This is a genomic window from Lutimonas saemankumensis, assembly GCF_020171465.1.
In the GTDB taxonomy this organism is placed as follows: Bacteria; Bacteroidota; Bacteroidia; order Flavobacteriales; family Flavobacteriaceae; genus Lutimonas; species Lutimonas saemankumensis.
In genome coordinates this window covers 718,510-740,547 of sequence record NZ_JAIUZR010000003.1, presented here as the reverse complement: position 1 = coordinate 740,547, position 22,038 = coordinate 718,510, and the positions used below count along the sequence as shown (strand labels likewise).

General features: G+C 41.4%; 20 protein-coding genes. 4 read left to right on the top strand and 16 right to left on the bottom strand.

Annotation, left to right across the window (positions count from 1 at the left end):
- Positions 1-118 precede the first annotated feature (118 nt).
- The gene (locus LCM02_RS04735) at positions 119-667 is read left to right on the top strand and encodes a hypothetical protein (RefSeq protein ID WP_224927177.1); all 549 of its coding nucleotides are present in this window, start codon (positions 119-121) and stop codon (positions 665-667) included.
- A 4-nt stretch (positions 668-671) separates the two neighbouring features.
- Here LCM02_RS04735 and LCM02_RS04730 read toward each other — a convergent pair whose 3' ends face one another.
- The 11 genes from LCM02_RS04730 to LCM02_RS04680 form a co-directional block, all read right to left on the bottom strand.
- A complete protein-coding gene (locus tag LCM02_RS04730) occupies positions 672-2,933 on the bottom strand; it encodes a CocE/NonD family hydrolase (RefSeq protein WP_224927176.1) in 2,262 nt (753 codons plus the stop codon).
- A gap of 43 nt (positions 2,934-2,976) precedes the next feature.
- The gene (locus LCM02_RS04725) at positions 2,977-3,615 is read right to left on the bottom strand and encodes a hypothetical protein (RefSeq protein WP_224927175.1); all 639 of its coding nucleotides are present in this window, start codon (positions 3,613-3,615) and stop codon (positions 2,977-2,979) included.
- Positions 3,616-3,798: 183 nt separating this feature from the next.
- The gene (locus tag LCM02_RS04720) at positions 3,799-4,518 is read right to left on the bottom strand and encodes a LytR/AlgR family response regulator transcription factor (protein ID WP_224927174.1); all 720 of its coding nucleotides are present in this window, start codon (positions 4,516-4,518) and stop codon (positions 3,799-3,801) included.
- Positions 4,515-5,624: a sensor histidine kinase gene (locus tag LCM02_RS04715; RefSeq protein ID WP_224927173.1), complete on the bottom strand. Its 1,110-nt coding sequence runs from the start codon at positions 5,622-5,624 to the stop codon at positions 4,515-4,517. The genes LCM02_RS04720 and LCM02_RS04715 overlap by 4 nt, the downstream gene beginning before the upstream one ends.
- Positions 5,625-5,757: 133 nt before the next feature.
- Entirely contained in the window at positions 5,758-8,259 is a 2,502-nt protein-coding gene (locus LCM02_RS04710; RefSeq protein WP_224927172.1) for a S41 family peptidase, read from the bottom strand.
- Positions 8,260-8,320: 61 nt separating this feature from the next.
- Positions 8,321-9,829 carry a carbon-nitrogen hydrolase family protein gene (locus LCM02_RS04705; protein ID WP_224927171.1) on the bottom strand — a complete coding sequence of 503 codons (1,509 nt, stop codon included), beginning with the start codon at positions 9,827-9,829 and terminating at the stop codon, positions 8,321-8,323.
- A 49-nt stretch (positions 9,830-9,878) separates the two neighbouring features.
- Positions 9,879-11,405 carry a DUF1254 domain-containing protein gene (locus LCM02_RS04700; RefSeq protein WP_224927170.1) on the bottom strand — a complete coding sequence of 509 codons (1,527 nt, stop codon included), beginning with the start codon at positions 11,403-11,405 and terminating at the stop codon, positions 9,879-9,881.
- Between the two features lie 34 nt (positions 11,406-11,439).
- The gene (locus LCM02_RS04695; RefSeq protein ID WP_224927169.1) at positions 11,440-12,897 is read right to left on the bottom strand and encodes a serine hydrolase domain-containing protein; all 1,458 of its coding nucleotides are present in this window, start codon (positions 12,895-12,897) and stop codon (positions 11,440-11,442) included.
- 4 nt (positions 12,898-12,901) lie between these two features.
- The gene (locus LCM02_RS04690; protein WP_224927168.1) at positions 12,902-13,090 is read right to left on the bottom strand and encodes a hypothetical protein; all 189 of its coding nucleotides are present in this window, start codon (positions 13,088-13,090) and stop codon (positions 12,902-12,904) included.
- Between the two features lie 11 nt (positions 13,091-13,101).
- The gene (locus LCM02_RS04685; RefSeq protein ID WP_224927167.1) at positions 13,102-13,263 is read right to left on the bottom strand and encodes a hypothetical protein; all 162 of its coding nucleotides are present in this window, start codon (positions 13,261-13,263) and stop codon (positions 13,102-13,104) included.
- 100 nt (positions 13,264-13,363) lie between these two features.
- Positions 13,364-14,356 (bottom strand): GlxA family transcriptional regulator, encoded by a 993-nt coding sequence (locus LCM02_RS04680; protein ID WP_224927166.1) that lies wholly within the window; start codon positions 14,354-14,356, stop codon positions 13,364-13,366.
- Between the two features lie 134 nt (positions 14,357-14,490).
- On the opposite strand from LCM02_RS04680, the gene LCM02_RS04675 reads away from it, so the two are divergent.
- On the top strand, positions 14,491-14,859 hold the full coding sequence (locus LCM02_RS04675; protein WP_224927165.1) for an antibiotic biosynthesis monooxygenase: 369 nt from the start codon (positions 14,491-14,493) through the stop codon (positions 14,857-14,859).
- A 67-nt stretch (positions 14,860-14,926) separates the two neighbouring features.
- Here LCM02_RS04675 and LCM02_RS04670 read toward each other — a convergent pair whose 3' ends face one another.
- Positions 14,927-15,529, bottom strand: a complete 603-nt coding sequence (locus LCM02_RS04670; RefSeq protein WP_224927164.1) for a c-type cytochrome — start codon at positions 15,527-15,529, stop codon at positions 14,927-14,929.
- Positions 15,530-15,754: 225 nt separating this feature from the next.
- Here LCM02_RS04670 and LCM02_RS04665 point away from each other — a divergent pair, with 225 nt between their 5' ends.
- Complete coding sequence (locus LCM02_RS04665; RefSeq protein ID WP_224927163.1) at positions 15,755-16,636, top strand: universal stress protein; 882 nt, start codon at positions 15,755-15,757, stop codon at positions 16,634-16,636.
- Between the two features lie 19 nt (positions 16,637-16,655).
- Here LCM02_RS04665 and LCM02_RS04660 read toward each other — a convergent pair whose 3' ends face one another.
- A complete protein-coding gene (locus tag LCM02_RS04660; protein ID WP_224927162.1) occupies positions 16,656-17,933 on the bottom strand; it encodes a gliding motility protein GldB-related protein in 1,278 nt (425 codons plus the stop codon).
- 74 nt (positions 17,934-18,007) lie between these two features.
- A complete protein-coding gene (locus LCM02_RS04655) occupies positions 18,008-18,628 on the bottom strand; it encodes a uracil-DNA glycosylase (protein WP_224927161.1) in 621 nt (206 codons plus the stop codon).
- 111 nt (positions 18,629-18,739) lie between these two features.
- On the opposite strand from LCM02_RS04655, the gene LCM02_RS04650 reads away from it, so the two are divergent.
- Complete coding sequence (locus tag LCM02_RS04650) at positions 18,740-19,669, top strand: hypothetical protein (protein WP_224927160.1); 930 nt, start codon at positions 18,740-18,742, stop codon at positions 19,667-19,669.
- Positions 19,670-19,701: 32 nt separating this feature from the next.
- Here the strand turns inward: LCM02_RS04650 and LCM02_RS04645 are convergent, their stop codons facing one another.
- Both LCM02_RS04645 and LCM02_RS04640 read right to left on the bottom strand, forming a co-directional pair.
- Positions 19,702-20,556, bottom strand: coding sequence for a hypothetical protein (locus LCM02_RS04645; protein WP_224927159.1), 855 nt, complete (start codon positions 20,554-20,556; stop codon positions 19,702-19,704).
- Positions 20,557-20,687: 131 nt separating this feature from the next.
- On the bottom strand, positions 20,688-22,007 hold the full coding sequence (locus tag LCM02_RS04640) for a hypothetical protein (RefSeq protein WP_224927158.1): 1,320 nt from the start codon (positions 22,005-22,007) through the stop codon (positions 20,688-20,690).
- Positions 22,008-22,038 lie beyond the last annotated feature (31 nt).

Sequence of the window (22,038 nt, the reverse complement as noted above, 5' to 3'; positions counted from 1 at the left end):
ACTATTTACCAAATTTATTTTAAAAGAATTGAAATCAACAGGATCAATGATCCAGATCAATGCCTGGATCAGGTTGAAGATTTAACTTTATGGCTATAGAACTTTTAAATCCATAGTCATGAAAGTCATGAACTCACCTAACAACAAAGTAGCTCGGTTTTTTATCCTGTGTATATCGCTGGGATTACTGATTATATACAGCCGTTGTGAACCTGATCAAAAGGACAAGGAAATTCTGGGTGTTCAAAGTTTCCTTGAAAAAAATGATGGAAGCACATGGACGGTCATTGAAGCGGATATGCGCGTTTATGCCCGACTTAATGATGATGTGGAAAAGGAAATTGAACTATGGATATCTGAGATGGCTTTCGGGCAGCTCATGAACCGCAAAGAATGTTATTATCATCTTCAGGAGATCCTCTATACCAAAGAGGTAGAGGTCCTGGAACATTCCGGGAGCACACTTTCATTTCGCTATCTCGATGAAAACTATACCTTTAGCAAGGATGGAAAAAGTCTGAAACTGGAGTTTGAATCCTCAGACAAGATCAAAAAGACCATCTACTTTTCTAAATCCGATGAAAAGGTAGATGATCTTGATATTTGTCCTGAAAAAACAACACAGGTTGCCTTTGACTGGCCTTTTTTAAAGGGTGGTGATCAATAAGATTTTATTTCGGAGCGCTATAAACCGGTAACTCAATCGTACTGGAAGCATGAACTTTTATTCGCAGTGGTGCCGTCGCATCTTTGATGGATTCCAGGCTTACATCTCCTCCTGTGCCATAGTTGATCTGTCCGTGTGGGTTCTTGTTCCCGTTGACCACAATGACGATTTTTGAGCCTGCTGAGATCTTCTTGGAGGTGATTCGGGTATTGTCAAACCTGATGGTCGTTACCTCATTGGGGTTTAACAGTACGCGCTTCTCCCTTCCTTTGGCATAACTTGCTCGCCCGATATACCAGCTCAGATGAAAGTATTTACCTTCAGGGGTCAGTTCATACAGATTAACACTCAGGTCAAAATCCTTTTTATTGATCTCTACTTTGAATTCTCCGCTAAAAGAACCATTAAGTATCATATCTTCTTTGAGGGGTTCGGTCATAAAAACAAGGCCATCGCTTAGGTCCAGACTGTCCCTGATAATGGGCCAGGGAAAATACTGAATATTGTTCTTAGTTGTCCTGTCGGCAAAATCCACCTGCAGCTGGAAGTCATCCTTGCTGTCTGGCTTTTTCTGCACCAGGCTGTAATGCCCCTCAGATTTTGCCGTACTCAGATAGAAAGTCTGCGGATCATTGTTCATGGCAGCAAGTGAGGGTTTATGCATCCAGGTATTGGTTCCCATCACCTGGAAGTTGACCTTGTCTTTCAGCAGTTCGGGTTTTTCCTTTCCCTTCAGGATATGATCAAACCACTGATAAGCCAGATCCTGTCTTATATTCAGGTGTGCCACTTCATCGATCTGATAACCTCGTAAATTGGCGCTTGAGCTGAGTTGCGCACCCCAGTGGTCATAGGGCCCGATAAGCAGGTAATGCTCGGCATCAGGATTGTACTTCAGGTGTTCCAGGTAATAATACATCGCACCCCGCTGGCCGTCGTCATAATAGCCTGTTGTGGTTAAAATCGGGATATCGATATGGGCAAATTCCTCTTTATAGGGGATCATTCCCTGCCAGTAGGCATCATAAGAAGGATGACTGATCCATTCCTGAAAAACCGGGCTGGGGGTTCCGTCTATTTGATCCATATCACGAAAGGCCCGGCCTGATTCGAACCAGGTATTTTGAAGCCTGTTCCATCGCTCAAAATCAAAATTTGCTGCCTTATCCAGGAACTTGTTATTGGTTACATAAGGGATCCATTTATAGGGAAAATTATAAAATACGTTGTTCTCCATGGGCGCATCAATTCCCGGGGCCACCGATACAGACGGAATGATGGTCTTTAAGGCAGGGTGTACCTTTTCTTTCATGGAGGCCCACTGGGTAAAGCCATCAAAACTACCACCGTACATCCCCACTTTGCCATTGTTCCATGGCTGCTGGCTGATCCAGTCGATCACCGCGTAAACGTCTTTATATTCGTGCTTATAGGGTTCTATAGGGTCCTTGCTCAGGCGCTTTCCCCTTGAAGTGGCCACAACCCCCGCATAGCCTTTTGAGGCAGCCAGTAAGGCGTGATTTGTATTTCCTTCATCCGCATAAATGGTAAAATCCAATACCGCCGGCATGGGGGTGGAACCCCTTTTCCTGGCCGTGATCACAGATAGTTCCGCCCCGTCTCTTGGCGAGATGATCAATTCTTCTTTAATAACATACCTTTTGTTTTCTTCCTGTTTCAATGCTTCCTTGGCGATGGGTTCAGTCAGGGAATACACATGGTATAAAAAATAGGATCTTAACAGCGTCCTGGCCTGCTCAAGGTCCATGGGTTTACCCGCCAATTCATTGTAATTTGATTCAAAACTCCGGGTAAACTGCGCCACTTCATCATAGGTGGTAAAAACAATATGGGCCGAATGTGCCAGTTCATCATTACAGGCCTCCAGGTAATTTTGAAAAACCTGTCCATAAGACGCATTAAAGCCTTTGCCCGATACTGATTCCTCAATTTTGGCTCTTGAAAACAGTTCAAAGGGCATATACTGCGGATGCCCATAATTCAGGTCGGCATCCACTCTCAGCGATTGAATCGTTTTGATCGAAGCCTCGTACTGTCCGGCCAGTATTTCAAACTGATACCGGTGGTAGGGCACAATATCGAGATCTTGTGCCTGGCTTTGCTTTATATATTCTTTTGCCAGATCTTGCATTTCCAGGGCCACGGCAGCAGTGTCAGACAAGGCCGGTTTATCAATGTGCAGTTCCTGTCCTGTCACCGTCAAGTTGATCAGGGCCACAAAAAGCAATTCAAACAGTTTTTTCATCAGTTCTAAATCTCAGCTATTATTCTCTGCTTATTCTCTTATTCTATTCTCCGCTTTTATAGTCCAACAGCTCCAGTACATAGGAACCGTAACCGTCATCCTGTACTTGTTTGATATTCATTTTTAAAGCCGGCGCGTACCAGTGTATATTATGTACCTCTGACCCTTTTCCAAATGTATGATTGGTAATGGTACCCTTATATTCAATTTTATAGGCCTGAAATCTTCCCGCCAGCACGGCCTCTTCTCCATAAGATACCACTTCAACCTCCATACTCGTTGTCATAGGCGAGCCTTCTGCGTTTTCCCAGTCAGTCTCGTATGTCCACTTCTTACCTACTTTAAGCGGCCAGCTGCGGTATGGGGTATCGCTTTGTTCCTGGTTTAAAATATTTGAGATCAGCGTGGTATCCCTGCCGTTCCATAATCCGAGAGAACCCTCAAATTCAACTACTTCCAAATGTTCTTTTCCTTCATGTCGTGTTCTTCCTTCCGCTACGCTTTTCTCCATCCATATCCATCTCTCGCCTTTTTTAAAGGATTCTAATGTGGGTTCTGAAGTTACTGGCCCCGATGCTATGGCCTCGGCTGCCGTGCTATCCGAGGTGGCATGATGGGATTCCTTCTTGCAGGCGTTAAACGCCATGATGACTAATACTACTAAGATCGTGTAATTTTTCATGTTAAATTAATTTTTATTTTGTTCTTTTCTGATTGTTACTTGATTGTTTCTTGATCGTTTATTGTTTGTTTTTTGATCGTATTTATCCATTTTCAAGCCGATTAAAGCCTGAATCAAGGGGATTTTCTTTTAAATTTTTTTTAATTATTCCTTCTCTAATTTTCGAGGCATTTCTCTTGCTATTTATAAACTGTTCCAGTTTTTAAACTTGGCAGACTGACGGCTCGAAACTTCAAGTTTTTCGCCACTTGTCAGGGTAATCTGCAGTTTGTTGTTAAAATAGGGATGAATTTCTTTGATATAATGCGTGTTGATGATCTGGCTCCTGTTGATCCTAAAGAATACATTTGGGTCCAGCTTTTCCTGTAACAGGTTCAGTGAACGCTTGATCATGGCCTTTTCCTCATTAAAGAACAGTCGCGCATAATTGTCCATGGACTGAATCAGCCTGACATCTGATAAAGGAATAAAATGGCACTGTTCCCCGTCTTTGATAAAGATCTTGTAGTGCATGGGCAAAGGATCTTTCTTTACCTCGGGTTTTGAAAACCCGGCCTTGATCTTTTCTATGGTCATTGCAAAGCGTTCCTCTCTTAAGGGCTTGACCAGATAATCCAGCGCATTGACCTCGAAAGCCTGAACGGCATATTGATCATAGGCGGTTGTAAAAACGACCTCAGGTACCATGGTCAATTCTTCCAGCAGGTCAAAACCTGATTTTTCGGGCATATGGATATCTAAAAACAGCAGGTCCGGTTGCAGCTTTTCAATCAAAACTATAGCCTCGTCCGCGTTGGCCGCCTCTCCCAGCACCTCAAATTCCGGATAATTTGAAAGGGCCCTTTTCACTTCTTCACGTGCCAGGCGCTCATCATCTATTATTATGGTTTTATAAGTTTTCATTTTTTCTGATTAGGAATTTGTATAATAGCCGTTACCTGGTCCTCGGATTCATTCTTCAGGCTAAGGCTGGCCTCCCCGTTATACTGTAGCGCCAATCTCTTGGACAGGTTCTTTAGGCCGATGCCATTTTCTGAACCTTTGTCAGTCATCCTTCCCGGGTTCTGAACCTTAATCTCAAGCTTTTCTTCTCTTTCTCGAATCGATAATTCAATGGTTCCTCCGTTGATACGTTTATCGATACCGTGTTTGATGGCATTCTCTACCAGGAGCTGGATGCTCAGTGGCGGGATCATAAAGTTCTCCAAAGAATCATCCATGTTTATGGTCATATTCAGGCGCTCCTCAAAACGTACCTTTTCGAGTTCTATATAGTCTTTTACCAGTCCTAATTCATCTTTGATACTGATAAACGGGGCGTCTTTTTCATAAAGCGAACTGCGCAGAATATCCGATAACAGATCAATGGCCCTTCTTGCCGTTTTTGGATCCTCGATCACCAAAGACTTGATGGAGTTCAGGGAATTGAACAGGAAATGAGGATTTAACTGCACGGCCAGGTTATCCAGCTGGGCCTGTTTGGCAATGACCGATAATTCCGCATTCTGCTGGGCCGTTTTGATCTCTCTTTGATAGTAATGGTATAAATGATAGGCCAGTACCCAGATAGACATCAGTCGGAGGCCTGTGATCAAAACCGGGTCCCAATACAGCAGGGATTCGGATACAGAAGATGCCTCTCCACCGGCAAATGACCATTCCCCGATCCAGTTCCAGTACGTATACCATTTCAGATTTACTAAAAATGCATACAGTACGGACATGATGATAATGGACGGTACCACCCGTACAAACAATTCTCCCAGGCTTAAGGCTTTCCAGTTTAATTTTAGGGCAACGGATCTGTAGAGATGCGTAAGGAAAATACCAATACCTATGTCTAGGACATAATTGAGAAAGGTGTAAAAATACCCGTAATCATCTCTTGAAAATACAACATAAGCCCAGTAAAGGGAAACCGTTCCCCATCCCAAAAGCTGACATCTCCAGTAAAGAGAAATGTATTTATGTGTTGCTATTTTCTTTGATCCGCTCATTATGCTGCTCATTGATATTTACATTGATACTGCAAAGTAAAGCTATACTTCCTAATATAAAAAAGGAAAGTACAGGAGCGTCAGATTTTGGTGATGAACGAATTAGGGGTTAATTATTTCGTTATTAGATCATATGTTTTCAATATTAATTCTTATTTAATCCATTAGCGGTACGGTCCTGCATAGCTGGTGGTGGAGTTGCCATTCCTGGATTTGATTCTAATAATTTCATTACCTCATTTACAACTTTTTCCATTTGAGGATCACGGTCCTTCATTAATAAATTGGGATCGTCCCAGACCGCAAAATCAGGTTTCACCCCTACTCCTTCATCGAACCATTTACCGTTATTATAATAGAGTCTCGCTCCTGGAACCGTAATACCTCCTCCGTCAATAAGCTCGTGTCCTGTTGCGGGACCCACCAGAATTCCTACTGTTCTCTCTCCTACAATTGGGCCTGCATCTAGTTCTCTAAACGCCCAGGGAAGACCATCTCCGCCTGAACCGGCCCAGCCATTAATTAACATTCCCATGGGTCCTGTATTGGCTTTCACAGGAAAAGTATGAGACTTACCATGCCGCCAATATAAATTGTAGATAACAGGTCTTAACATTAATTCCAAAAAACGATCGGCCAGCTGACCCCCACCGTTAAATCGCTCGTCAATAATAAACCCTTCTTTGTCGAGTTGTCCGTAGTACATTTTTACGAGATCAAGTTGCCCCCGACCACCGGTATTGGTCATGTATACATAGCCCAGTTTTCCATCTGAAAGCTCTTCCACCCTTAGTCTGTTTTGTTCAATCCAGTCCAAATATCTAATATTTCCTTCCTCTTCAGGAGTTAAACAAGTAACAATAATTTCTTTTGTCTCACTTAAATTTCCTGTTTTGCTGATTTTTAATGTTACCGTTTTACCGTCAAGCCCTTCGAATGCTGCATAGGGATCTTTATTTAACGGAAGAGACATCCCATTCACAGAATGGATGTAATCTCCTTCAGAAACTTTAACACCAGGCCGATCAAAGGGAGATCTGTTTTCAGCATCCCAGGAGGCAGGTTTTACGATTCTTTTGATTCTATATCCCTTTGTGTCTAAAGACCAGTCAATACCCAGAAATCCTGTATTTACGGATTCAACATTTTGGTTATCGCCACCAAAAGTGTATGTATGCCCGGCACTTAATTCACTCAATAGATTTGATTGTAAAAAAGACACATCCCAGCGTGATCTTGCATCTTTAATCAAAGAACCATATCGGGTTCTCAAATCCTGCCAATCTACCTGCTGCATATTTTCATCATAGAAAAAATCTCGGTAACGCCCACCATGTCCGTAATTCCATTTGAAGTTATCGGCAATCTCAATTGTTCCAGTAGACACATCAACAATATTGATATTATTTTTTTCATCGATAAAGGCTATCTTTTTACTGTTGGGCGACCAATGAAGTTTATATCCAAAACCTTTATTTCTTGATGTTAGTTTTTTTGCTTTTGCATCTTTACGCATTGGCTGTAAATAAATCTCGTACTCTCCTGATTTATCACTCCAATAAGCAACAAAATCACCGCTTGGAGACCAAGATGGGTTCTGATCAAATGCTCCGGAACTTGAGGTGATGTTTTTTACATAGCCCTCTTTAACCGGTAAATTGAATAACTCACCTCTGGCTTCCAATACAATGCGTTTTGCACTCGGTGAAACAGTCATGTTCTTGATTTTCTTATCCACTTTAACTCTTCGATTCATTTCTAAAGTCAAATCATCTACCACTGTTACCTGTACTTCTTTTGATTGTTCTGATCCAAGATCCATGGTATATAATACTCCGCCTACTTCATAGACCAGGTCTTTTGGCCCTGCTGATAAAAAGGAGATATCAAAGTCATCATATTCTGTAACCTGTTTTAGTGATTCAGTATTGATATCATAACTCCAAACATTCAAACGCATGTTATCGGCACGATCGGATGTAAAATAAATTTTATCATTTGCCCATGCTGGTTTGCCATCATTTGCTACATTATCCGTAATGTTTTTGGCTGTTTTATTTTCCAAATCAAATAATATAACATCAGAAGTGAGGCCTCCACGATATCTCTTGAAAGGATAATTTTCCGTAATTTTAGTTATATATGCCAGTTGTTTACCATCGGGTGAAAAGGTTCCTGTTTGACCATAAGGGATCGGTAATTTCTCAGGAATTCCGCCGATTTTAGGAACTAAGAAAAACTGATTTATCCAGCCTGATGGAATACCGGTTTCACGACGAGACGCAAAAAGGATTTTCTCCCCTGAAGGATGCCATTCCACCATACGATCATAATGAGAGCCATAAGTGATTCTCTGAGGAAGACCGCCCAAAACAGACATGACATATATATCCGGATTACCTCTGTAACTTGCCGTAAAGGCAATTTCCTGACCGTTTGGAGAGAACTTGGGATATGACTCTTCACCAGGTGAATTTGTCAATTGAATTGCCATTCCTCCTTTTTTGTCTACTAACCATATGTCACCGCCATAAACAAAACAAATTTGATTTTCTGAAACATCAACATGGCGCATCAGTTTCGCATTAATCTGACTAAATGTGTTCAAGCTTACAAGAACCAATAATAAGATGATAAAATTTTTCATGATAGTTGATTGATTGATTTACTGTACTAAAGATAAACAAAAAGGATTCGGTTCTGTACAACTACTGCGCCTCCAACTGAATCTTTCGCTTACTATAAATGACCCAGCCCAAAAGTACAAGCATGATCAGCAGATTGAGCCATCCTAATACGTCACCAATGACGGGGTAGATCACTTTGATACCTTTGGTGGGCACATCGGCATACATGATCCCGTCTTTTGAGCTGCCAAATTGCATATATGTGATCACGGCTCCATTGTAATCAGCCGCATAGGAATATCCGTTATAGGTGGGCCTGACCATGGAAAATCCATTTTCTATGGTATTTGTAATATACCAGGGCCCATAACTCCTGGGGAAGTCATAAGAGGGTGATAGCATGATATCCACATCGCTTTGGGCTGCCTGTCTTATATAGGATGGGAAACTCATATCCCGGCAAATAGAAATTCCTATCCTACCGTAAGGAGTCTTAACCGACTGAATAATTTCTGCCCCTTTTTTAAATACAGCGGTTTCCCCATAGGGGCCTATACCTAATAAGAATCGTTTGGCATAATCCAGTTGGATGGTCCCTGATTCATCAATAAAAAGATGGATGTTCTCTCCTTTTTCTTCTTTGCCATAATAAGCATAGGTAACACTGAGATAAACCTTATGTTCCCTGGCCATCCTTTGAAATTCGGATCTCAGCCTGTTTTGATCTTCCTGGTTGACAAGGATCGAATACTCCTGAAAGCTGACGATCTTAGCTCCCTGACCGGCTGCTTTTCGGGTCTGGGCCTCAATTTTAGCAAGGGTCTCGTCAAAAGGCGAGGTGGCTCCTTCATCAAAATACTTGGTCATGGAAACTGCATTTCCATCTTCCGGCATCAACACAACAGAAGCGATCTTTACTGTTTCCACTTCTTTTTGTAAACTCATTTTTACAAATCCGAAAACAAATACCAAAACAAATACAGCCGTATAGCTGATCATCGCATTTTTGACCTTGCTCCATCTAAAGTTTTGCTCCCACAGATAATTTATAGTGGAGTAAAGCCAGGAATGGATGAAAACAAGTGCCCAGACCCCAAAAACAGAACGTATTTGTGTAAAGGCATGTGAACCATAGTTGTAACTAAATGAGCTTAAGGTTCCTGCACCATCATCAAATGGCCCCTCCAAAGATGTGAGATAAAACATTCCGGTGGCCACAATTGGGAAAGTCAGTGTTGACCAGGCTCCCTTATCTTTGAATTTTGGATAAATAAAACGGTCCACCATAAATGGCAAAAACCAGATCAGGGCCAGAATTGTGCTCCTGATAGCTCCAAATCCATAGGTCAGCCAAGGATCATCCATCTGAAACAGCCCCCAAAGGGCAATGTTCATGCTTAATACAAAACCTAAAAGCGTGAGCCATACACCTCTTTTTCTAGGCTGAGTTCGAATAAAACGCAGAATAAAAATGGGAGCAATTACGATGGCAAAACTTATAAAAGGAACCAGATTGCTCAACCGGGTAAACATAAAAAGGCCAAAGCCCAGCATAAAACAGGTTATGGATTCATACTTTTTATTAGACATATTCTGGGTTTTAGAATGTTTGCTTTTCTAAGCGCGCTTTTGGGCTGTTCTACTCTGTGATCAACTGGATCTCTCCGGGTTGCCAGGTTTTGTCAAACCAGGGCTCCAGCGGGCCATAGATCCTGAGCAGTACGAACCAACCTTTGTTTTCTATGGTCTGGATCCAGTTCTTTTCTTTACCTTCAGGAGGTTTCGGCCCAAAATACAGATCAACCGAACCATCACTGTTTTTTTCAAGATCGCTGAGCTCACTGTTTACACTTGGAAATGGATTATCCGTTTCCAGCATGCTTCTGGTTTGCGGGTCATAAATAACAATCGACCAAAAATCTTTTACGGGAGGATTGGCCGGAATAGTGAGTTTGTAATTTTTGGAACCGTCCAGATAATTTCCGTCATCATCTTTATAGGTAGCTGCATATTGCGACCCCACCCCTACCATTTTAATTTCCATAGCCGGGGTTACTGCTGTGGCTATATAATGGAACAGGGTTCGCCCGTCCAGTTCACGTGCATGATTGGTCATAAACTGATAGCCACCCAAAAAAGCAATGGTCCAGTAGCTGTCGGGATAGATATAGATGTCCTTGTTACGTGGGCTAAACGATATCGATCTTGCCGTGGCATTACCTACTTTAACGGCATCCTCCAGGATGGCTCTCATTCTTTCGTCCGGATTAAATTCTTTACCCTTTTCAATTCCTATGGATTTAAAAATGCCTAAAATCTGAGGTTCAAAGGCTTCTGAAGGCTCGTATTGAATCACCTCATTCAATTCTTCATAAAACTTAAAATCATTGGCATGTACCGTATTAAAGCGTTTGCCTGACCAGTCAATAAATACAGGTTCGGGCGGATTATTAACCTGTCTCCATAAATAAATATTGGTATTGGCCTTGATACTTTCAACCGCAGGTTTTGGGTCTCCTTTTTGCAGGAAGCCTCTCCAGAAGATGATGTTCTGGTAGGTTGGGGATTTGACGATATAATAACCATCCGGGGTCTCTCCTTCAAAATCGGGAGGAAGTATCAGATATTTTCCACCCTGCCCAAGGTCGGGTCCGGCATTCCCAAGATCGGTCACGTATCGGAAAAACATATCGTTGATCATACCCAGCGTATTCGGCGGGCTTTCCACAACAATGGGTCCGTCTTTTAGGTCAAAGTGACTGATGGTATACACCGATTCGGTATTGGGGGTCAGGAATATGGATCGGGAATCCATCAGATTTTCAAAAATGGCGATTTCGCCAAGATCGTTGACACCCTCACTTCTAAATCCTTCAATCAGGGCATGCATGGAAGCTGCAGGAATACCATTTAAAAACGTTTCCATACCCCGGGTAAAATCCAGGTTATCATATACTTTTTCCACGGTTTCTTCAGAAGGGTATCCGTCAAAATAATTAAGGGTTCCAAGCCTTTCCGTTTCTACCACTGAAGGGGTAACAATGTGCTTTTTGATGGGTTCAACTTCTGAAGTTTCAGCTGTCGTTTCTTTTTGATCAGGCCTAGTACAGGCAAAGAGCCCGCCAATCAAAAGCAGGGATGCGAATTTGTAGAATCTGGGTTGCATAATGGTATAATTTGGGGTTAAGTTCAACTTTTAGTTATTTGTATTTAGCAATATTTGAATAATCGCTGTGTGAAATCCTTTCCATAATTAATCCATTCACTCTTCCTATATTCATGGTAAAACCGGTAATAACTCCTTTCTCATTCCTGATGAAATTGATCTGCGCCCAGGCTCTGCTTGAATTAAACTGGTCACTTTTTGATGTTGCTAACATAGGTCTCATCCAGCCTTCAGGCCCAACCTTTAGAAAATCAGCTTCTGTCTCCACTTTAAAAATGACATTCAATTCGGGTGCGTAATAATTACCCGAAAATTCGGTCAATTCTTCCTTGCTCAGTTTGAGGGGCTCTCCGTCTGGAGCCGGCCAGGGTTTACGGTATTTTTCATAAGAAGCAGCGTCCTCATCCGGGCCCAGCTCGTCTTCTAAAAGAATCTCGGATACCCTTCGGTTAAGTTGAACAGCATCAAGATTTGAGAGATTACAAATGGTGCAAATGGCAAGATTATTTTCAGGATAAATCCCCATGGCTGTCCTGTATCCCATTCCTGCCCCTCCATGGGAAATCAAAGGAAGTCCTCCTTGCTTCATAACATTAAGACCAAAAGCATAGTCGGTTGTATCGCCATTATTTAGAATTCCTCTTTGTAACTGAAGATCTTTAAATCCTTTGGAACTAAGGTTGTCACCTTCAAGGGCAACCATCCATCGCCCGAGATCACTAATATTCATACGAACACCAGGTGCATTACCTACATGCGCCTTTCTTATAAAATTATCCTTTACCGAAACAAAACCGTAAGAAGACTGGGGTATAGCACCCTGATAGGGACCAAAACCAGCAGAGTTCATACCCAATGGCTTAAAAAACTCTTGACGCAAATAGGCTTGCATTGTCATACCCGTAGCCCGTTCTAAGATTTCAATCAAGAGTAAGTAGCCTCCATTACTGTACAGCTCTTGTTCTCCTGGTTCAAAGTTCAATTTCTTTTGGCGTACGAGCAGTTCAATAATCTCTTTTCGGGTAATGTCCTCGGGAAGGTTGGCCACTGCACGAAGTTGGAGCTCATCTCGAATTCCGCTAGTGTGATATATCAGATGACTTACGGAAATCACATTTGAATATTCAGGAAATTCAGGAATCCACTTACGAATATCATCATCAAGGGTTAGATAACCTTGGAGTGAGGCTTTCAGGATTGCAGCAGCAACAAACTGTTTGGTTACAGAGCCTAAATACATTACGGTTCCAGAATCAATTGGAATTTCATAATCTAAATTTGCGTATCCGTAGCCACGGCTGTATACAACTTCATCATTTTGAATGATTAACAATGCACATCCAGGTGAGCCAGTTTGGTTTACATCATTGAAAACAGAATCAATACGAGAAATGGGCAATTTATGCTGAGCCCCAATACAGAAAGGTATGAGGATCACTAGAATTAATGCGCTGATTAAATTCTTATGAAAGGAGGGAAAATCGGTTGTCATGTGTCTATTTTTTTGATTCGTCCTTTCTTTTCAAACTCATTCCGACAATAAAAAAGAGCCCTCCGATGGCAATAAAAACAACACCTAGGGTGCCAAGGGAATCTTTTAAGGTGGTAGTAAAGCTCACTCCAAGGGTAGTAATGATTATAGCCACGAAAATATATCGCTTATGTCGCTCCATTTTGGTACTCATAAAATCAAAATTTAGTTAGGTTTTTTATGCGGTTTAAATCTGCCGATTAAACCCACAAGAAGAAAAAGGAAGCCTAGTGGCCAGATATTTGAGTTTTGATAAATAAGCAATCCAACGATGACCCAGACCAGGCCAAGAACAAGAAAAACAGCATTGATTTTCTGATTTTTCATCTTGAGGTATATGCAGGTTTAAGGGGGACGGACCTCCGAATTACTAACAATATTAGCAAGAATCAAAGAGAATTTACATGACATTTGTCACGGTTTGAACTTAAACTGATGCCATTTCGCGGTTGTACTTTCTTTGGTATTCTTTTGGGGATAAACCTGAATATTTTCTGAATGTGGACCGAAAAGCCTTTTCGTCATTGTAACCAATGTCGTACATCACTTCCAGGATGGTTCTGGCAGTGGATTCCAATTGCTTTTTTGCAGCTTCCACCTTAACACGCTGTATATATTCAAGTGGTGTATTTGCCGTGGCTTTTTTAAATCTTCTTAAAAAACTCCGCCCGTTCAAATGAACCATCTGAGCGATATCATTGATGCGTAAAGAATCCTTGTAGTTCTTTTCAATAAATTGTTGTGCTTCTTTAATGGGTTCATCCATATGGTCCTTTTGGCCACTGAAAATGATGAATTCCTGCTGACTGAGCCTGTCAAATTCAATCTCAGAAACTTTCGAGAGCCAGATGGCTGTTTCTCTGCCAAAATAGCGTTCTATCAGATAGAGCGTAAAATTTAAAATGGAATAGGCTCCTCCGCTTGAATAGATCCCGTTGTCCTCGCAGATGATCTTGTCAGGAACCAGTTTTACCTTTGGATATCGGCGTTGAAATGCATTGTGGACCGTCCAGTGTGTGGCGCAGGATTTTCCGTTTACAAGTCCGGTCTCGGCCAGTAAAAAAGCCCCCTGGCACAAACTGGCAAGGTCCGCGTCATTTTTGATCCGTTGTGTCTTGATCCATGCTACAAAATCCCTGTTGTTCTCTATGGCTTTTTGCGGATCACCGCTGATTGGGGAAATGATGATCAAATTGGTCTTGCTAACCTCTTTCAGGGTTGCTGTGGGCTGAATGCTGAAAAGGCCCTGATACAAAACAGGCTCTTTGGTTTGCCCTACCAGATCTATTTTAAATGGTTCCTCGGAAAGCCCGTTGATTCTTTTAAAGTGACGATTCGCCATTCGAAGCAGGTTGAATGGGGCAATTATGGTATCTACAATGCTGCTCCCTGAGGGAACAATGACGCTGATATGTTTCATGATCTTTAAAATATGTACAAAGATACTATATTAATATGTCGTAAACAACCCTTTTAAATGTCGTAAAAGACACATTTATTATACCTGATACCGACATATCTTTGTAATGTAATCAAATATTTAAAACAATAATCATGGAAAATCAAGAAGTAATGGTAGTCTATAAATGGACGGCTAAAGAAGGAAACTCAGAAGCGTTAAAATCAATTTATAAAGAGGTGGAAAGCCAGATGAAATCAAACGAACCCGGGGCCTTAAAGGTGCAGTGCTATTTTGATGAGACCTCTTCTACCCTGGTGGTAATGGATCTGTTTTCCGACGCGGGTGCAGTAGGGTTTCACCTTGGGACTACTGCTGCGGGCCATTTTAATAACTTACTCCAAATTGCTGTTCCCGGAGAATTTTTGTTCTGCGGAGAGGTACCTGAAGAAATGAAACAGGCAGCTGTGGGCATGGGCCTCAATGCCACCTTCGCTCCTGCCGTATTTGGTTTCGAAAGATAAACCGGGTATAAAAAGCACAAAAATAGGATCCGATATACATCAGTCTGAATCGGATCCTTATTTATGGCTACATTCCGTCCGGAGCTACCGGTGCGGGTACAACATTTTCAACTGGATTGATACTTTTTAAATAGGTATACACGGCTCTAACATCTTCGTCTTTCATATTCGCATAATTCATCCAAGGCATGGGCGGCAAGAGCATACGTCCGTTTTCCATTCCTTTGGCTTTCCCCTGGGTAAGGGCTCTTTTAAACTGTTCTTCGGTCCAGTTCCCGATTCCGGATTCATGCGGGGTAAGATTGGCTGCAAAGGATCCCCCCCATGGACCAACGGATGCGGTAAGATCCGGGTAAAACATGGCGAACCCTTCTTTGATCAGTTCATGCTTTAGCGGTACCAGCGGCCTTTCAGCCGGATAGCCTGACAACATTAATTCTGGGATGATCTCGGGTCCCTTCTCTCCCATTCTCTTTGGTGAATGGCAGTCATGGCACCCCATAATACCCACGAGATATTCTCCCTGGGCGATCAATTCTTCCTGAGTAGGCTCTTTTACTTCAACCACTTCTTCTGTGGCAGGGGCCGGTTCTTTTTTACAGGATGACAAGAGCAAAGGAATAATTAAGATGATCAAGGCAATTTTGGGTAGGTTAGATGAAAATTTCATTGTTTTAGGTTGTAGGTTAATATTGATTTTGAACAGACTTTTATATATCAATCTTAACGTGTTGATTGACAAATAAATGCACCCTAATATACCGCATTTTTTTGATTTTTAAAAATCCCGGGGTTTACAAAACAATGTCCTGGATCAATGATTTCATTGATTTTGGTCAATGCAAATAAAAAGGCTAATTGTTATATTCTGACAATAATCTTAAAAGGCATAAAAATGGAAAAAATATTATTTGCAACCGATTTTTCGAGCAATGCTGACAAGGCGTTCAAATTTGCTCTGCACATAGCTGAAAAGCGTAAAGCTGACCTGGTCATGGTTCATGTTTTTGATATAAAAACGGTATGGACCTATCCGTACACCAATGACCCGTTTGAAATGAAAACCCAGGCCATGAGTAGCTGGGAAAGAAGTCTTCAGGAATTTTTTGAACATTATGATACTGAGGTAAAAGCCAGGTATATGGCTGTTGAGGACCCATCTGTAGTTAAGGGAATACTTACGGCTATTGAGAGACATAAACCCCAATTGGTGGTGGTAGGAACCAAGGGCAAAAGTGTCTTAAAAGAAGTATTACTTGGTGGCACAACAAAAGCCCTGGTCAAAAGATCTCCTGTTCCTGTTTTGGCGGTACCCCAGTATGCTGAACTGAAGGATTATGACAAGGTGTTATACGCCTCTGATTTTAGGGAGGTTGACCTTGAAGCGATGAAACAAATGATCGATCTGCTTAAACCCAATCAACCCGACATTCGAGTACTTCACATCAGTACGGACAATGACTATAAGAGCGTTGAAAAAATGGAATGGTTTAAAGAGATGATTCGAGAAAAAATTGGTTATGAGAATATAACCTTTGAACTGATGTTATCAGGCAATATTTTTGATACGCTTAACAAGTATATGAGTGAAGATGATTATGATATGCTTGTCATGCTTGAAAAGGAGCGCAGCGGAATTATTGACAAATTGTTCCATCAAGGGCTCGTAAGTAAAATGGAGTTCCGCACCTGGATACCTCTATTGAGCTTCAATGAGCATTTCTTAAGCGTTTCCGGTAAGAAGGATGTTAAAGAACATGACATCATAGAGCACTGATCATCGGAAATCAGGTTATTTAAGGCATCTGTTCCAACTTTGACTCCCAACGGCTGTCTGCAAGGAATTTTTTATAATCCTGAATATGGAGCATGTCGTAAATAGCCTGGTTTTTATCCTCAGCATTCTCATAATAGGATTTACAGATTTCATATCCTATCCAGTAGCCTAAGTCGGGATAGCTGTCTTTTGACGCGGTGTTATAGTTTGCGATCCAATTGCTGTAGCGGTTTAAATACATGTCTTTTTGAAATTCGGTCCAGATTTGTTTTTCCTTACCTCTGGCCCATTCAAATATTTTTTCATTGGCCGTTCCCCCACTGATCAATTCTCCGATAAAGTCAGCCATCCCTTCTTTTATGACATCTCTTAAGGTAATCGATTCCTTTTTCATTCCGTCCTGTTGAAAATGAATCAATTCATGGGCCACAATATTGGGAATATAAGCTGACTCATTCATTAATAATTTCATCCCAAAACTCAACTCCTCTGTATTTACCTCTGCTCCGTCACTCATCTGATTGGTACCTATGAAAAGACCAGAAGACGATATCGTGCCGCCGCTGGTAAAGGCCCCTATCACAAAGTATACGTCAGGAAATTTAGCCTGGGGATAAATGGCTTTGAAATTTTCAAAACTCTTTTGAATTTCGATCTTATATTCATCTACTTTCAAGGTATTCTCCCTTATCGTTTCATAGAGCTTGGGATAGGATTGAATATGTTTTACAAAATGATCAATAGAACTGACCTTTAAGCCCATATAATCGTGCATCCCATCTGTTCCTTTGTCAAAATAATGCGTTTTATAGATCTCCCTTGCCACGGCAGAATCTTTGATGGCCAGATCGTATGCCTCCCAAAAATGGTGAATGTCTGAGGTGTGGATCACTGCCATTTTCGGATCACTGTTCAGCCCACTGGACTCAGGCATATGATTTAGTAATTCTTTCCATTTCTCACTGCTGTGAAGAACATTCAAATCAGAATCCTTAATAAGGTGAGCCTTATTATTATATCCATTTTCAATCGCCTGGCTTAACAAAATAAAAGCGCTGTCCTTTTTATTGAGTAAAGCCAAACAACATGCGGCATTATATGCGGCATTCTTCTTTTTACTTCTGAATTCTGCAAGTTCGACTACCTTGATATAATTCTGGGCTGCTTTATCATAATTCTTTTCTCTGTAGTAACTGTCAGCATAGGCGTTGATCTTGCCCACGTTTGGCTTTTCCTGAGCGCCTGCAAGATTTAGAATAAGAAAAAGTAGTACGGTTAATTGAAATCGTCTTTGCATTGGATAAAGTTTATTATGAGACTGAACGAAGCTAAATATGTTACAGTCACAATAAATTTCATGGTTTAAAAGGGTCAATTCTTACTCATTGATTCGCACAGGCCACTGACAAATTTATTTTTGCCTCCATTGGCCGGATGCCTGACGTAATTGTGTTTTAGTCCCAATTCTTTCACCATGGATTCGGGTTTCCTGCCTAAAGTGATTATTTTTTCAATGCTAAACAGCTCCAGCAAGTGCAAAAGATATTTTTTACCTGTCTGGAGTTCCGCCTTATTCGGGGTCCTGTTGGCACGTTTATTTTCAGTGGTATGGGGATGAAAAGGGAAAATATTCCAGATGAGAGGAATGTTGTCAAGACGCTCAAGTTCATCCCAGACAATGGTGGCCGAAATTTCACTTTCAGGTTTTAAGATATTGCTTCTAATTTTAAACCCCCGATCTCTAAAAAAAGAATGTTCGGCCAAAACCCGCTCACTGGTAAAAGGAACTCCTGTGATCCCGCATCCTTTATATCCCGGGGCCTCTCCAAGCAGAAGGACAGTTGGCTTCAACCTTTCCATTTTATGGAGATACATGGCTAAATTTGACCTTCTGAGCTGTGCCGATTTTGACTCACCTCGGTATAAATTGGTGGTTTGAGCAGCAACTTTCTGCTTTCTCAAAGCATTTATAAATTGATCGATAGGGTTCAATTCAACGAATTTTTGTCAAAAATAGAAAAACCAATAAGAATTTTGATTTTTGAATGTAACATTCAGTAGTCCGTTTGAGTCTTATAATAGTCTAATCTATAATAAATTTATATGCCTCTTAAGAATCTTAGCCGTGCAGTTTTCGTTTTTGTCTTTGTATTTACCTTGCCACGAACAGGGTTTTCCCAGATTGAAAATCAGTTTAACGGAATCCGCTTAAAAGAATCCCTTCAATCGGTAAAGGCGAAACTTGATAAAGTTTCGGAACATTCCAAAGTAATTAAAGTAAAGAAGCCTCTTTATCCTCTGGCTCAATATGATGAAAAACATTTGGTCTGTACGGGAATCAACCTTGAGAAAGGCACCATCAACAAGGCGGTATTTACTTTTTCGGATGACAGCCTTACTTTCATCGAGGCAAAAGGAAACGTGGAAAAAGCTCTTGTAAGCCAGGTAAAGGACACTATATCATGGCATTATCTTGGATATGACGTCTATCAAAAACAGAAACTATTTGTACATAAAGAAACTGATGTAGCGCGGATTATGACGGATGAAGCCATTCATCCGAATTTGTTTGTTTGGGAGAATCCCTATCTGAATGGGAAAGGGAAGCCTGAACCTCTTGAAAATACCGGACTGATACCTTCTTTTTTAAAAATGGGAGCCTCATATGATGAACTTCAAAAGGATCTTGAAAGTCACAGTGCCTTTACCAGCAGACGGGATTTGCCTGACGGCGACCCCAATGCCCAATACCAGATCAACTGTTTTGGCGTAAACTATTTGGGATTCCCAAGAAAAATTGAAGCACGTTTTGGTGATGACACGCTCAATGTAGTTTGGATCCTTACGGCTAAGGGCGAAGAAGACAGGATACGAAAAGCTTTGATCAACCAATTCGGCAAGCCGGTTTTTGAAGACGAAACCTGGGAAATTTACAATGACTGGCAGGTGGGGCTTCGCAAGGATAAGCCGGAAGTGCTTCTCCTGGAAAAAGAACTTGGACAGGTGTATAAGAAGGAATTCTTTAAGCAATAAGAATCGAATATCGGTTTCGAACAAGGTAATCCTTATTTCTTCTTGCCAACGGGAATGGTATATGAGATGTTAAGACGATAGGAATTCTTGACCGCGGCTCCTTCCCAGTCTTCATAAATGGCACTGGTCCGGTACTCAGCATAAAGGTTCCAGGAGGCTTTTTCCAGTACCCATACCTTACCGGCCCTCAGGCCAAGAGGCAAATAAAAATGCCCGGTATTCCAATCGTATTGGGCAACGATATCAGCTGTTTGAACGTACCATCCTTTTGAACCAATACGGTAATTCACAAAGGGTGCTATACCAAGTGGATTGGTATCCGTATTGTTTTCCGGTAAGGCGTTGGGGTCTATGGCGCGCCAGGACTGGGTCAATAAAAGTCCGTAGAAGAATTTCCCTGTATTGTTTACAATGGCACCTGCAAATCCGTATCCCCATTCATCCCTTGCTACATTTTCATTTCCTGGTAGGGTCACAAGCGGCCCTATACCGGCCCGGCCTGATCCCCAATCTGAAAATTTCGGAATGATTAGTGCAAACAACTCTGTATTTCCCATACCCGATTGCCCTTGAGGATTTTCATAATGCCTGAAGGTCAATCTTGGAAGGATGGTCAGGTTTTTCATGGGTAGGGGCGCTACGATTCTAAGCTGAATATAATCGTCCATACCTGCGGGACGTGGCTCGCCGTTGACCAGGTCATCATAATAATCGGGCATCATCTGATAGGCCAGTTGGAAACTCCATTGGGTAGCTGTTGCATCTACAGCCATAGATTCACGGCTTTGCGCACTTTCTGAAGTATCCGATGGGACGCCTTCAATTTCCTGGCCAGGTAACATGAAACTCGTACAAAACAATAAAAGGAAAAATGGTATTCGTTTCATAAGAATTGAATTTTGCCATTATCCTTATAAAATTAAAATGTATGGCTGACAATTTTTATGAGATTTGTCAGTTCATCAAATCACTGCATCAAGAAAATGAAAAGCAGCCGATGCAAGGAAGGTTTCAAGAATTAGAATTCAATACCAATACCGAGTTCATAAAGGGTTTCTGATGCCGGAACATCCTCCTGCGGATCAAGGTTGTCCCTAAATCTGACATCAAATTTTACAACAAAATGATGATTGGGCTTGTAGTTGAATCCAACCATCCAAATGTTCAGGTTATTGCGCACATAGTCCAGATCTTCAAGTTCAGGGGCAACACTGCTGTGGGTATCCATTCTTTCATAACGAATAAATAACGGAAGCTCCGGATTGGAAATGGTAAATATGTTTCCGCTTTTAACTTCATCTTTTGATGAATGACCTAATACTTTTAACAAATCAAGGCTGGGTTCAATATAAAAACCATAGGCCTCTTCTCCTATGACCTGGCCTACACCCTGGTTTTTTTCCGTTAAGCGATATACTTCAGGGGTTTCACCCAAGGTTCCATAGGTTCCCATGCCTATCAGACTAAAGGCCTTATAATCCCATCGTGCATAACCAGAAACCACAAATACCGGGGCCTTTACTTCTTTACTGTCTTGGTCTGTAGTGATCTTTTCATCACGACCCGATTCATTATAATAGGTACTGGCACTTAATGTAACATTATTGACAGGCAAATAATTAACCTGTGCATTTATGGCTATTTTATTAAACGATTCCATCTGCCCATCTGCTCCTCCTCTGATCCAGCTTGCTGATTTAAAATCTTTAGCCAGGACACCATTGGTAAAACCCAAAGCATAATTGAACTTATTATAGAGATCTCCGTATGCTGTAACTCCCGCCTCGATCCATTCTGTTGGCAAAATGAGCCTCTCCGTCTCCGGTCGATTAACACTTTGAAAAAGTAAGGGTTCCTCATTATTATTGATATATCCGATATTTAAAGGTTGTAAACCTGCCCTGAAACTCATCCATTTCTTTACAATAAAATCCATGTAGAGTTCAGGGAAAAAGTGTAATTCACTTTCTCCATTCCCCTCAAGGTACTCAATACCGAATTCAGCAGTTAAAAAAATACTTTTATTGATTCTTACACCTACAAAAGGGGTGAATCTATAAAGTTGATTAAAGAATAATTCCAGATCTTCTGAACTTGTATCTCTGGGCTCACCTCCGTTAAACACATTGGCAAGTTCAGCATAACCTGAAAAAGTCACAGGTTTGTCAGAGTAGAAAATTTCAGAAGCAGCACGTCCAAGGCCGGGGTACTGTCCCTCTCTGTAACCGTCTCCACCCAATTGGTCTATCGCTGAAATAGTATCCAGCTGCGCATAACCCACTTCAGATCCAAGAATAATCAATAGTAAGAAGAAAACCAATTTGGGATGTATTTTCATGAGGTCAGGCTAGCTATTTTTTATTGTGTTA